The organism is Acinetobacter pittii ATCC 19004 = CIP 70.29, assembly GCF_000369045.1.
GTDB classification, from domain to species: domain Bacteria; phylum Pseudomonadota; class Gammaproteobacteria; order Pseudomonadales; family Moraxellaceae; genus Acinetobacter; species Acinetobacter pittii.
This window is the reverse complement of the sequence record NZ_KB849796.1, coordinates 60,670-73,602: the sequence shown is the minus strand read 5'-3', so window position 1 is coordinate 73,602 and position 12,933 is coordinate 60,670. Positions and strand designations below refer to the sequence as shown.

General features: G+C 39.4%; 12 protein-coding genes. 8 read left to right on the top strand and 4 right to left on the bottom strand.

Translation table 11 applies throughout. The annotated features are described in order from the left end of the window. Nucleotides 1-20: 20 nt before the first annotated feature. Together F928_RS16840 and F928_RS16835 are read left to right on the top strand one after the other, a co-directional pair. Complete coding sequence (locus F928_RS16840; protein ID WP_002116826.1) at nt 21-662, top strand: MlaC/ttg2D family ABC transporter substrate-binding protein; 642 nt, start codon at nt 21-23, stop codon at nt 660-662. 11 nt (nt 663-673) lie between these two features. Beyond that, nucleotides 674-961 carry an STAS domain-containing protein gene (locus tag F928_RS16835; RefSeq protein ID WP_005078357.1) on the top strand — a complete coding sequence of 96 codons (288 nt, stop codon included), beginning with the start codon at nt 674-676 and terminating at the stop codon, nt 959-961. Nucleotides 962-1,033: 72 nt separating this feature from the next. Here the strand turns inward: F928_RS16835 and F928_RS16830 are convergent, their stop codons facing one another. Then, nucleotides 1,034-2,047: a magnesium and cobalt transport protein CorA gene (locus F928_RS16830; protein ID WP_005078356.1), complete on the bottom strand. Its 1,014-nt coding sequence runs from the start codon at nt 2,045-2,047 to the stop codon at nt 1,034-1,036. Between the two features lie 157 nt (nt 2,048-2,204). Here F928_RS16830 and F928_RS16825 point away from each other — a divergent pair, with 157 nt between their 5' ends. Both F928_RS16825 and mutT read left to right on the top strand, forming a co-directional pair. Then, nucleotides 2,205-2,786, top strand: a complete 582-nt coding sequence (locus F928_RS16825; protein ID WP_005067248.1) for an LOG family protein — start codon at nt 2,205-2,207, stop codon at nt 2,784-2,786. A gap of 14 nt (nt 2,787-2,800) precedes the next feature. Then, entirely contained in the window at nt 2,801-3,202 is a 402-nt protein-coding gene (mutT, locus tag F928_RS16820; protein WP_005078355.1) for an NUDIX hydrolase, read from the top strand. A 1-nt stretch (nt 3,203) separates the two neighbouring features. On the opposite strand, the gene comF is transcribed toward mutT, so the two are convergent. Further along, nucleotides 3,204-3,833, bottom strand: coding sequence for a ComF family protein (comF, locus tag F928_RS16815; protein ID WP_016806074.1), 630 nt, complete (start codon nt 3,831-3,833; stop codon nt 3,204-3,206). Next, nucleotides 3,826-5,871: an ATP-dependent DNA helicase RecG gene (gene recG / locus F928_RS16810; RefSeq protein ID WP_005078352.1), complete on the bottom strand. Its 2,046-nt coding sequence runs from the start codon at nt 5,869-5,871 to the stop codon at nt 3,826-3,828. Before recG ends, comF begins: the two co-directional genes overlap by 8 nt. A gap of 20 nt (nt 5,872-5,891) precedes the next feature. On the opposite strand from recG, the gene F928_RS16805 reads away from it, so the two are divergent. Then, the gene (locus tag F928_RS16805; RefSeq protein WP_005078350.1) at nt 5,892-6,707 is read left to right on the top strand and encodes an NAD-dependent epimerase/dehydratase family protein; all 816 of its coding nucleotides are present in this window, start codon (nt 5,892-5,894) and stop codon (nt 6,705-6,707) included. 79 nt (nt 6,708-6,786) lie between these two features. Beyond that, nucleotides 6,787-7,770, top strand: coding sequence for a putative solute-binding protein (locus tag F928_RS16800; RefSeq protein WP_005078349.1), 984 nt, complete (start codon nt 6,787-6,789; stop codon nt 7,768-7,770). 46 nt (nt 7,771-7,816) lie between these two features. On the opposite strand, the gene plsB is transcribed toward F928_RS16800, so the two are convergent. Continuing rightward, complete coding sequence (gene plsB, locus F928_RS16795; protein WP_005067259.1) at nt 7,817-10,390, bottom strand: glycerol-3-phosphate 1-O-acyltransferase PlsB; 2,574 nt, start codon at nt 10,388-10,390, stop codon at nt 7,817-7,819. Between the two features lie 276 nt (nt 10,391-10,666). Between plsB and tesB the strand changes: the two genes are divergently transcribed. Beyond that, nucleotides 10,667-11,539: an acyl-CoA thioesterase gene (tesB, locus tag F928_RS16790; RefSeq protein WP_005078348.1), complete on the top strand. Its 873-nt coding sequence runs from the start codon at nt 10,667-10,669 to the stop codon at nt 11,537-11,539. A 109-nt stretch (nt 11,540-11,648) separates the two neighbouring features. Next, entirely contained in the window at nt 11,649-12,914 is a 1,266-nt protein-coding gene (locus tag F928_RS16785) for a dicarboxylate/amino acid:cation symporter (RefSeq protein ID WP_031945274.1), read from the top strand. Nucleotides 12,915-12,933: the final 19 nt, after the last annotated feature.

The following is a 12,933-nucleotide window of genomic DNA, read 5'->3' as shown; positions in this document are numbered from 1 at the left end:
ATTTGAAGGAGTGGTTCCAGGTGAATACGTTGTTTAAACAAACCCTGACAGCAAGTCTTTTGTCTACTATGATTGCAGGTACAGCTTTTGCTGCACCTTCAGAAGCACCACCTGATTTTATCAAGCGTGTTGCTGATGGCTTGATCGCTCGTTTAAAAGCAGATCATGCTAAGTTGCAGAACAATCCTGCTTTAGTAAAATCAATTGTACGTCAGAACTTAGACCCATATGTTGATTCACAAGCGTTCACTCGTATTGTGATGGGTACTTATGCGACGAATCAGTATAGTACAGCTGCACAGCGTGCTCAGTTTGAAACAAACTTCCGTAATACATTAATTGAAAATTACGGTAGCGCATTTGCTAAATATACAAATCAAAGCTATACCATGCGTCCTTACAAGGCAACTGCGGGTAAAAACCCTGTAGTGACATTGGACTTTAATCACAATGGTGAAAAAATTCCTGTTTCTTTCCAGTTGGCTGACAAAGGTACTCAATGGAAAATCCGTAATATCAATGTTTCTGGTATTGATCTAGGATTACAGTTCCGTAATCAGTTTGCTGCAACAGTGAAACGCAATGGCGGTGATTTAAATAAAGCAATTGCAACTTTCCAACCTGATGCAGACGCAGCTGTTAATCAAAACAAAAAGAAATAAGTAGGTGACGTGTGGTTCAGTATCTCAACCAACAATTGGTTGTTTCGGGAAAAATTGATTTTGAAAATGCGGAACAACAGTATCAAGCAGGTTTAGCTATCATAAAGAAGCAGCAAAGCTTCCCACTTGTGGTGGATTTAACTGAGCTTGAGCATGGTAGTACCTTGGCCTTGGCTGTTTTAGTTCAATGGTTACGAGAGACTCCAAAAAATACTGGTTTGCATTTTAAAAATGTACCTGAAAAAATGCTGAAGATCATTCAAGCCTGTCATTTGCAGGACGATCTGCAAATGATCTGATGTTTTTGATGTAAAAAAGCACCTATATTTAGGTGCTTTTTTATGCTCGAAATTAGCATTTTATTACAAAGCTTAGATCCATTTTTTCCAGCGGAAATAAATGATCGGCCCAATAAAGAAACCCATAATAATCAGCAAAACAATAAAGAAACTGGTCGTACCATGTGCAAAAGGTAATACGTCTGTGTTCATACCGTAAATACTGGCAATAAGCATTGGAGGAGCTAACATACTTGGTAAGATCGAGAATCGACGAATCGTGTCATTCTGTTCTGTGTTAATGAATCCAGACGTCGTATCAAGTAAGAATCGTACTTTTTGGAATAAGAACGCATCATGTTCTACCAGTGAGCGCACATCTTCACTGAGCTCTCGAATGTCTGCGTCATAAATATGACTGCCTAAAGCACGTGGACGCGATAAGAAAGTAAGTACACGTCGTAAGTCAATGAGACAAAGCTGTGCTTTTCCTAGCATATCTTCTTGTTGAGCTAGGCGTGTAATCATGTCATCGAGATCTAGAATTTTTTCACGTTGGTGGTTATTAAGAACCTCGGTGGAGTATTTTTCTAAATCTTTGTGGATATCTTCTAAGATATCCGCAAGCTCATCGAGTTTTGCTTCAAGAAGGCCTAATAAGATCCAGGTAGGATCTTTATAGTCCATGTCATAGTCATTTCGGCGAGCACGGGCACGAAAGGCACGAAACGCAACTAGTTTTTCTCCACGCATCGTAAAGAGGCGGTCTTTATGTAAAATGAAAGCTACGGTTTGCACCATGGCAAGCATATGTGATGACTCTTCAGCGTCGCCATCCACCTGATAATTTTTATTTTTCGTTAAAAAATAAGTACTGATGTGCAAAATACCGTCATCATCACGGTAAAATCGTGCAGAAGATGAAATGTCTTCAAGCGACTTTAGTGTTGGTAAATTTTGGTCATAGGCATCTAATACCCATTGTTGCTCTTCTTGCGAGGGTGCAATAAGATCAAGCCAGACTAATTCGGGATGTAGATCAAATCCACCATTGATGGTGGCATCTTCCAGACTTCCGCGTTCTGTGGCATAAAAGGCTTCAAGCATGTGTCTTTTTTCCTCACGCAGTCTGATGGAAATGGATGGGTGTATTTTAGACAAGGATTTGCCGAAAAACACTTGCCAATACGCTATTTTGCAAAAAAAACTCTATCGATAGTTTAGTTTGTCAGCATGACAGTTCAATAAAACGGTTTTTTACACTATGAAATCAATTTGTATTTTCTGTGGTTCATCTCTTGGTTCAAACCCAATTTTCCAAAAAATTGCCCAAGCTACAGGCGAGGCTATTGCAAAACAAGGGAAGACCTTGGTTTATGGTGGTGGTCGCTCAGGCCTAATGGGTGTGGTGGCCGATAGCGCCTTACAAGCAGGTGGTCAAGTCATTGGCGTGATCCCTCGTGCTTTAGTTGATCGTGAGTTAGCTCATCCGGGCTTAACCAGATTATATGTGGTTGAGAATATGCATGAGCGTAAAACCAAGATGGCGGATCTTTCAGATGGCTTCATTGCTTTGCCGGGTGGCGCTGGTACATTGGAAGAAATCTTTGAACAATGGACGTGGGCGCAATTAGGGATTCATCAAAAGCCATGTGCTTTCTTAAATGTAGCGGGCTTTTATGAAGATTTACTTAAAATGATTCAAGGAACGGTGGATAATGGATTCAGCCAAGCACGGTTCGTTGATAAATTGATCGCATCAGACAAAATTGAAGATATTCTTCAACAATTTGAGCAATATCAGGCTCCTGCTCCAAAATGGACAAACGCAGATGTCCAACCATAAACGAGGTTAAATAGGTGAAAACAATTACGGTCGCTGCCGCAGTGATCTTAAATGAGCAAAATCAGTTGTTGCTTGTGAGAAAGCGTAATACACACGCTTTTATGCAAGTAGGTGGCAAGCTGGAACCTAATGAGGCACCAGAGATCACCATGCAACGCGAAATTTTAGAAGAAGTCGGAAGCTCTTGTGTGATTGAGCAATTTATTGGTCATTTCGAAACAGTAGCTGCCAATGAGCCAGATCATATTTTGGTGAGTCATTTATACCTTGTTCAGCTCGACCAAGCACCTAAAATTGCAGCCGAAATTGCAGAAATGAAGTGGATAGATTTAAATGATTCAGAAACTCAACTTGCACCATTGACCCGAGAAATTGTCATTCCTTGGTGTGAAGAGTATTTATCTACGGTGCAATAGCCTAACTCTTCGGCGTCGCTGCTAGGCACACGGTATGAATGGATGTGCAGCCTAATTGTTTAAGTGCCTGACTGAGCGCATGAACAGAGCTTCCCGTGGTTATCACGTCATCAATAATGAGAACGCGGCGATAACGTCGTTTCTCTTGATGATGAGGTAAAAATTGTTGTTCTATATTTTCAAAGCGTTCTAGCCGAGTAAGCCCTTTTTGAGAGTGCTCGTTTAAACGTTGAATCGGTTGCCAAACAGGTATTTTTAAGTGTCTGCTTAAGATATTGGCAAGTAGTAATGATTGATTGAAACCACGCTCGATTAAACGTTGATTGGAAATGGGCATAGGTACGATCGCTTGTACCTTGGGAAATTTTAATTGTTTTAAAATTTCACCTAATAAGATCTGATAATGTAACTTTTGTTCATATTTAAACTGCTGAATAATCCGGTTAACCGGATAAGCATAATTACAAGCCACAAGAACAGAGTGATTATTACGTTGAATCGTTTGTTTAAGCCAAGGTAGCTGTTCCCAACAGTCTTTACAGAGCGAGTATTTTTCTCGCATGCCTAACTCGCACAATGAGCAAGGTGAAAATAACTGAATAAGATGTTGGAAGTTTAAAAAATTAAACATAGGCGTAGCGAGGCGCCTCAGGAAGCCAACGCTTTAATAGAGCATCTGCCTGTTCTGGATAATCTTTTAAAACTTGCTGTGCCACATAGTGGGCTTGACTCAGTAGGTGATCATCTCGCTCTAAACGAGCCACTCTAAATCCCATATCCCCAGTTTGTTTAGTCCCTAATAATTCACCCGGTCCACGTAGTTCCAGATCTTTTTCTGCAATCACAAAGCCATCATTACTTTCTCTTAAAATAGAAAGTCTCTCTTGTCCATTTTGAGAGAGAGGTGTTTTATATAAAAGTACGCAAAAACTAGCTTGAGCACCTCGACCTACGCGACCTCGTAATTGGTGTAGCTGAGAAAGCCCTAAACGCTCGGCATTTTCAATCACCATAATGGAAGAGTTAGGAACGTCTACTCCAACTTCAATCACTGTTGTTGCGATAAGAAGTTGTAATTCATTATTTTTAAATGCTTGCATTACGGCTTGCTTTTCATCAGCTTTCATTTTGCCGTGTACCAAACCAATATTGAGTTCAGGAAAGCGTTCTTTCATCTCTTGGTAAGTTGCTTCTGCTGCTTGAGCATCTAAAGTCTCAGACTGCTCAACCAATGTGCATACCCAATAGGCCTGTTTCCCATCTCTGCAATTTGAAGCAATACGTTGAAGTACTTCCTCTCGACGATCAAGAGGAATCGTAACTGTTTGAATTGGGGTACGGCCTGGAGGTAACTCATCAATTATAGATGTGTCTAAATCACCATAAGCACTCATTGCTAGAGTTCTTGGAATCGGAGTGGCTGTCATCACGAGTTGATGTGGAGTGAACTGCTCAGCACCTTTATTGCGTAAAGCTAAACGTTGGTCTACACCAAAACGATGTTGTTCATCAATAATCACTAGCCCCAATTTAGCGAAGCCAACATTGTCTTGAAATAAGGCATGGGTACCCACAATAAGTTCCGCGTGGCCTTCTTTAATTTGCTGCTCTGCTTGGGCACGGGCTTTACCTTTTTGTTTGCCAGATAACCATGCCACGGTAATACCTAATGGTTCAAACCAACGTTTAAAGTTTAAATAATGTTGTTCTGCAAGAATTTCAGTAGGAGCCATTAATGCAACCTGCCAATCTGCTTCTAAAGCATGACAAGCGGCTACAGCTGCAACAAGGGTCTTTCCAGCACCTACGTCGCCTTGTACTAGACGTAGCATAGGTTGGTGTTGTTTTAAGTCATTTAAAATTTCTTTAGATACACGTTTTTGTGCATTGGTCATTTGAAATGGTAAAGCTTCTAATAGTTTTTTAGCTAATACTTTACTGCTTGAAAAAGCAGGTGACGCAATTTGACGAATATAAGCCCGGCGATTAAGTAAACTAATTTGGTGCGCAACCAACTCTTCAAAAATAAGCCGTTGCTGTGCAGGGTGCGAGCCTTGAGCCAATTGAAGCATGTTGGCATCCACAGGAGGCTCATGAATGTAATACAAAGCCTCTTTAAGCGCATAGCCATTGGTATATTGCTTTGGGAGTAGCTCTGGTAAGGCATCACTATGATGCTTTAAAGCTTGTTTAACGTATTCGCGTAATTTGGGTTGAGTTAACCCATCGGTACTTGGATAAATTGCTGTCAGCTGAGTTTTTGGTAGAGGTGTATGTTCATGAATGAGTTGAATTTCAGGATGATACATCTCAAGGCCGCGAGCACCTACACGGACTTCACCAAAAATACGTAAGCGATGACCGGGTTTTATTTTATCAGTCAGGTTTTTATAAATATGATAAAAGCGTAAGGTGACTTTACCGAATTCATCTTGCACCAAGGCTGCCATAGATTTTCGTTTTCCCGGAGGGAAATCAATTGATTTGACTTCACCTTCGAGTAAATAGCTCCGCCCAACCACAAGTTGATTCATTGGAATAATCGTACTGCGGTCTTCATAATCACGTGGCAGATGAAACAATAAATCATCTGTGGTAAAAATATTTAGTTTTTCGAGTAGGGCTGCTGAAGCCGATCCAACGCCTTGTAACTGATGGACTGAAGTCATGTCCCCTCAACGAGTTTTCTATGCATATATTATTTATCGGTTATGGTAAAACATCTCAGCGTGTTGCTAAACAACTATTTGAGAAAGAACATCAAATTACCACAATCAGCCGTAGTGTAAAAACGGATAGTTACGCAACACATCTTGTTCAAGATATCTTTAAACTTGATTTAAGTAAAATTGAACCTGTGGATGTCGTATATATTTTACTTTCTCCAAATGAGAGTACGGTTGAGGGCTATCAACATACTTATGTAGATAGTATTGAACCGATTCGAGAAGCATTAAAAATACATCCAGTAAAAAAAATAATTGTTGTCTCTTCTACGCGGGTGTATGGTGAAAATGCAGGGGAGATCATTGATGATTTTAGTGAAATTCATCCAAATGATGCACAAGGCTATATATTGCGTAATATGGAGTTACTCTGGCAAAAATATTATCCAACTCAATCTGTAATTGTTCGTCCTACAGGTATTTATGGAACTTCCATTGCCCGCTTAAAGAAAATGGCTGAAAATAATCAAAGTTATCCAAATATACATTATAGCAATCGAATACATATTGATGATTTAGCAAGATTTTTGGCTTTTATGGCTGATTACGAAAGTCATCAAGCAAGCTATATTGTGACTAATAATCAACCATTGCCTTTGCATGAAATTATTGTGTGGTTTCAAAAACAATTGGGATTGCCAGAATTAACTTTAGAATCAAACCAAATTTCAGGTAAAAGAATTTATGCAAAACATTTATCTACAACAGGTTTTCAGTTGGAACATCCAATTTGCTTTAATGACTATTTATTATGTTTAAATGTTCATAGCACTAAATGAAATTCTGATTAAACTTTAAATAAGAACATAAATACCTGATGAGGCAGTCAAATTGCCGATAAAGATAAAAAGGTTGAAAGTGAAAAAAATTTGTTTAGCTCTTATCTTGAGCATAACAGCTGTTGCGAGTTGGGCTGAGGATCAGGTGTGGTGTGCCTATGATCCTATCGGGTCCCAAGGGGATATTACTCGCCGTTTAAATGACATTCGACTTTATGCTCAGCAATACCAAGTCAAATTTAAAGTGGTTACCTATCAAAAAGAACAGCAGGCCATACAAGCTTTTGATGATGGAAAATGTTCAGGTTTAGCTGCATCCAATTTCAATACTTATCGTTATAACCAATTTATGGGAAGTACCGCGGGTATAGGGCTTATTCCTAATAACCGTACGGCCAAAAGCTTTTTGCAGCTTTTAAATCATCCTACAATCGAGAAAAGGTTAGTTTCTAAGAATTATGAAGCTATAGGAATGATTCCAATTGGAACTGCTTACATGGTTCTAAAAAATAAGAACCTCTCTAGAGTCGCTCAATTAAGAAATCAGCGTATTGGGGTGCTACCTAACAATCCACCACAACAAGCACTGGTACGAAGTGTAGGTGCTCAGCCAGTCTATGTCAATTTATCTAACGCGATTGCGCAGTTTAAGCAAAATAAAATCGATATTATTGCTGCCCCCGTGTATGGTTTATTGCCATATAATTTACAAAAAGAATTTGGACCAGATACTCAAGTCATCAATTTTCCGTTGGCATATTTCGGCGTCAATTTAATTATTAAGCCGCAAGCTTATCCTGCTAATTTTGGCCGGAAAATTCGAGGATGGTTCGTTCAAAATAGCCAATTGCTGACGAATCGTGCGACACAATGGGAAAATCATTTACCTGCTTATTATTGGGTAGATGTCTCTTTTTATGAGAAGCAAAGTTATGACGTAATGGTTGCCAAAATACGTAATCAGTACGTTCTTTCAGGTTATTACGATGCTTATTTCGTTCAGCTTATGAAGCGCTTACGTTGTATGGACGATCCACGTTATTTTGAATGTCCAATTCGCTAATAAAATAAAAGGCAACCGAAGTTGCCTTTTATTTTGACTGAAGACTTTAAGCTTTTTTGCGTTTTAAACGGCGTTTAGCTTGTTGAGATGCCATTGCTTCAAGAGCATCTTTCAATTCTTCGTCAGTAAAGGTGGTGATGTGCTGCAACATTTGCAAGGTTACTTCATCAAGCACCAACTGTGCGCCAGCAGCCATTTGACGGAAGTTGTCATCAAACTCAATTTGGCCTTGGTCATTGGTACGAATGTAATTTTGCTGAGTAAGTACTTTTAAGAAGCTTTGGAATAAAGCTTTATCGAAGAACTCTGGCGAATTAAATTCATATAGAACTGATAAACGTTGTCCTAATAAATGACTTAATTCTTCAACTTGTTTAGCAGAGATATTACCTGAACCACGTTGAGTAATGAGCGCGAGTGTCATGTAGTAGCGCTCAAGACTTTGCTTAACTGGCGTTGCTAAAACAACAAGCTGATTATGCTCTTCTGTATTTGGCGCAGAGCTAATCAAGTTACCTTCATCGTCTTGTTGAATAAGGTTAGATTGAACTAAAGCATCTGCATATTGCTCAACTTGTGCCTTAAGCTCGCTGCTCTTCCATTTAAGGAATAACTCAGCTTTCAGGAATGGATAGAGCGTATAGATGACATTAGTTAAATCTGAACGACTGATTTTTCCATTATGCTCAACAAGTGATGCTACTAGAGAAGGTAAAACAAAGGCGTGCAAGATGTTATTACGGAAGTAAGTCAGAAGAACAGCTTGGTTATCTTCAATTGCAATAATATCACCAAGTGCATGCTGAACGCGTTTAATGAGTTTAAGCTTTAAACCATACGCAATAATTTCTTTACCAGAAAGTGGCGTTACTTCCATACGTTGGTCATATGGGAAGTTTGATGCCAAGTTGCGGTAAGCCTCAAGTTGCTTAATACAGATCTCTTCATCAAGCGTATGCTTTGGAGTTGCAAGCAAAATAATAGAAAGTAAAGAAACAGGGTTAATCACCACAGCTCGGTTAATATTTTCTAAAATTGCATGTGCAGAGCTATTTACTGCATCTGAAACAGCTTGAGGAATCGGATCGTCATTTTTCTCGATGTAAACATTTTCCGCATTATGTTGCTTAAGCAGATCATCAAGGAAAACAGGTTCACCAAAGTTTACGTGGACTTTACCAAAAATGCGCTCAATTTTTCGTAAGGTTTTCACAATACCAAAAATAGATTCGGCTTCTTTTGGCTTACCTTGCATTTCGCCTACGTAAGTTGAGCCTTCCATGAGTCGTTCATAACCAATATACGTTGGTAAGAAAACGATCGGTTTAGCACGGCCACGTAAATGGCTGTGAACTGTCATGGCAAGCATACCGGTTTTAGGCGGTAATAAACGTCCAGTACGTGAACGTCCACCTTCAATAAAGTATTCAAGAGGCGTGTTGCGTGACAAAATACTATATAGATATTCTTTAAATACAGTAGTGTAGAGTCCATTTCCACGGAAAGAGCGGCGAATAAAGAATGCACCGCCTCCACGTAAAAGTTGACCAACAAAAGGTAAGTTTAAGTTATCGCCCGCAGCAATATACGGAACCATTAAGCCACGTTTATAGATCACATATGACAATAGTAAATAGTCAATGTGACTACGATGGCACGGTGTATAGACAACTTCATAGTCTTTCGCTAGTTCACGAACAGTACTAAAGTTATGTACTTCTACGCCGTCATAAAGCTGGGTCCATAGGCGAGTTAAGGCAAGGTCAGCAAAGCGCACTGCTGAATGTGAATAATCCGATACGATTTCATTCACATAACCAATCGCACGGCGTTCCGCTTCAAGCATACTCACTTTTCCGCGAATACTTTCACGGCGGATTGCTTCTTGAACATCACGAGATTTTACGACTGACTGCATGACATTACGGCGATCCGACAAATCGGGGCCTAGTACCACTTCACGCTGACGGTCTAAATAATCATTTAACGTACTTACAATATAAGTTGCTGGTGAAAGATTTGGATAATGCTGCTGTGCATATTCAACCAATTCACGTAGCGATTGTGGTTCATGAAATTCTAAATAAGACTGACGGCCATGCAAACCAATATTAACCAGCTGCTTAACTGTGCTTGGTGTTGCCCATGTGTCTGAAAATAATAATTTAAACCAAGAATCTTCTTTATCTGGCGAACGGCCCCATAAAACTGTAACCGGAACAAGCTCTATATCAAGTTCAGGGTTTTCTTGTAAAACTTCAATCAGTTTTATTAAACGCGGTGGAAAAGCATGAGGAGGCGGATTCAGTAAATTATTTTCATCATTGTGCTGTAAAAATAAAACCGATGCTTTTTCCTGATGAGTACCCACAATGAGTGGGTCTAACGCAGGTTTTAAATTTAAACGACGCGTTTCTCCATCAACCACTAAAGCATTGCTTCGAGAGTGGTTTTGTAAGACGTAACAGACCACTTTTTGGCGGTCAGTTTTTGCTTCTGTTTCTGTTGTTTCTGATACTGGTTCAGTAGGAACTTCCCCAAGAACATGTGGTGTTACCACGAGGTCAAGTAGTTTACTCGAAAGCCGACGATACATTTGACCAAACCCACTCTTGGACATAAGAACTCCTACTTCTTAAAGACAAATCCCAGCACCAAATGCAGAGGGTAATTATTTTGCGGCATTTATTAAAAAAAACAATATGCTACTTTCTTATAAATTATAATGCTTTTGGCATATTTTATCGTTAAAAATCGTATTTTTAGCTGTTATATGAGCAATCTTCGTCAGAAGTTGACTGATTGTTCCATGTTCAAATAGTTTTTTATGGCACAATAGATTCTACACATCTGTACTTTAATACGATTTTTTACCTGAAATATGAAGGTATCTCTCATGAATGCGTTAACCCAAGAACTTGTCGATCTTCTTACTTTAGAAAAGCTAGAAGAAAATATTTACCGTGGCATAAGCCGTAATCTCGTCGGTAAACGTGTCTTTGGTGGGCAGGTTTTGGGTCAGGCTTTACGTGCAGCATCTTATACAACCGATCGTCCAGCGCATTCTTTGCATGCATATTTTTTATATGGCGGCGATATTAATGCCCCAATTATCTATGAAGTAGACCGTTTACGTGATGGGAAGAGTTTCGTAAGTCGTCAGGTTCGTGCAATTCAGCATGGGCGAGTTATATTCTCGGCGATGGTTTCTTTTGCTAACCCCGAAGAAGGCTTAAACTATCAACATCAAGAACCAGAGTACCCTGCACCAGAGACTATTAAATCTGAAAATGAACTCAAAGAAGGTATTTTAAATTTCGTACCTGAAAATGTTCGTGCTAGTTTCATGCGTGAGCGCCATGTGGAAATTCGCCCAATTGATCCGGTAAATCCGTTTCAACCGCAACCTGAAGCTCCTTATAATGCGCACTATATCCGCACACATGACCGTATTCCAAAGCATTTAGATGATATTGCTCTACATCAAGCAATTGTTGCGTTTTATTCAGACTTTACCTTAATGACAACTGCTTTAAGACCACATGGGCTTAGCTATATTTCTCCAAGTTTGCAGTGTGCAAGTATTGATCATGCCATCTATTTTCATCGCCCGCTGCGTGCCGATGAATGGATGCTTTACGATATGGAAGCAACCGTTAGCGCAGCTTCTCGCGGCTTGAACTTTGGCCGTATGTGGCAAAATGGCCAACTTGTATGCAGTACCGTGCAAGAGGGTTTAATTCGTTTGCGGGAAATTGAAACGCAATAAGCTTATTTATAAAGCCATCTGATTAGATGGCTTTTTTATTTTTAATTGAAACGATGTGACAAAAAATTGCTCGTATGAAAAGCAAGCTCATGTCATATTTGCAAAAGGATTGCCAACTGAAAAAAATAATGCTGATATGAACTTAAATACACAAATTCTTATTGCTGCCATTTTAGGCTTAGCCTTTGGTTTTATATTAACGTTGTATCCCGATACTGCGTTTGTAAAACATAGTTTATATGGGTTAGGCATATTAAGTAGTGTCTTTATTGGGCTGCTTAAAATGTTGTTGGTGCCTTTGATTTTTAGCTCGATTGTTGTGGGTGTCTCTAATTTGCAGGCGGGAGGGCAGTTAGGTCCAGTCTGGAAAATTACCTTTTTATGTTGTTTGACTACAACAACATTAGCTTTAATTTTAGGTATAAGTTGTGCTCATCTATTTGAAGTAGGGCGCGGTATAGATATCTCTATTTTCCAAACGTCTATGCAAAACTATCAGGCACCAGATAGTTTAAATCCTGCAAGTTTTTTCACTAATTTTATTCAAAATACATTAATTAACCCATTTAAAGCATTTAGCGATGGTAACGTTTTAGCTGTTGTGGTGTTTGCACTATTTGTTGGTGTTGCTTTAGTCCATGGCGGTGAGCGTTTTAAAAGTATTCGCGTATTAAGTCATCAATTTTTTGAAATGATGATGATGCTAGTCGGCTGGGTAATGAAGCTAGCACCTTTGGGTATTTTTGCCTTATTAGCAAAGTTAATGGCAACGGAAGATATTTCGGTACTCAGTCGTTTGGCTGAGTTTGCTGTTGTAGTGACAGGGACTACCATTTTTCATGGTGCTGTTGTTTTACCGTTGCTACTTTGGATTTTTGGCCGCATGAGTCCTTGGACTTTTTTCAAAGGAACACGTACAGCGCTAATTACAGCATTTGCAACCAGCTCTAGTTCTGCCACAATGCCTCTTAGTATGAAATGCGCACAGGAAAACTTAGGTGTTCGTCCGCAAACAGCTGGTTTTGTAATTCCTTTAGGTACACAGCTTAATATGGATGGCACTGCACTATATGAAGCAGCCGCTGCATTATTTGTCGCAAATTTGGTGGGGCTAGATTTAAACCTGACACAACAAATTATTGTGTGTTTAACAGCAATGATTGCATCACTAGGGGCCCCTGGAATTCCAAGTGCTGGTATGGTTACCATGATTATGGTTTTACAGTCTGTAGGTTTACCGGCTGAAGCAATTGCAATTTTACTTCCGATTGACCGTCTATTGGATACGGTAAGAACAGTGGTAAATGTGCAGGGTGATATGATGATTAGTGTGGTTGTCGACCGTTATACAAAAGATAAAGATATCAGTGTCTAATCTCCTAAATAAAAAAGCA

Excerpts from the sequence above, each read along its gene's own strand:
- F928_RS16830 (WP_005078356.1), bottom strand. The coding sequence starts at position 2,047 with ATGCTTGAAGCCTTTTATGCCACAGAACGCGGAAGTCTGGAAGATGCC.
- tesB (WP_005078348.1), top strand. The coding sequence starts at position 10,667 with ATGAATGCGTTAACCCAAGAACTTGTCGATCTTCTTACTTTAGAAAAG.
- F928_RS16825 (WP_005067248.1), top strand. The coding sequence starts at position 2,205 with ATGAAATCAATTTGTATTTTCTGTGGTTCATCTCTTGGTTCAAACCCA.
- recG (WP_005078352.1), bottom strand. The coding sequence starts at position 5,871 with ATGACTTCAGTCCATCAGTTACAAGGCGTTGGATCGGCTTCAGCAGCC.
- plsB (WP_005067259.1), bottom strand. The coding sequence starts at position 10,390 with ATGTCCAAGAGTGGGTTTGGTCAAATGTATCGTCGGCTTTCGAGTAAA.
- F928_RS16805 (WP_005078350.1), top strand. The coding sequence starts at position 5,892 with ATGCATATATTATTTATCGGTTATGGTAAAACATCTCAGCGTGTTGCT.
- comF (WP_016806074.1), bottom strand. The coding sequence starts at position 3,833 with ATGTTTAATTTTTTAAACTTCCAACATCTTATTCAGTTATTTTCACCT.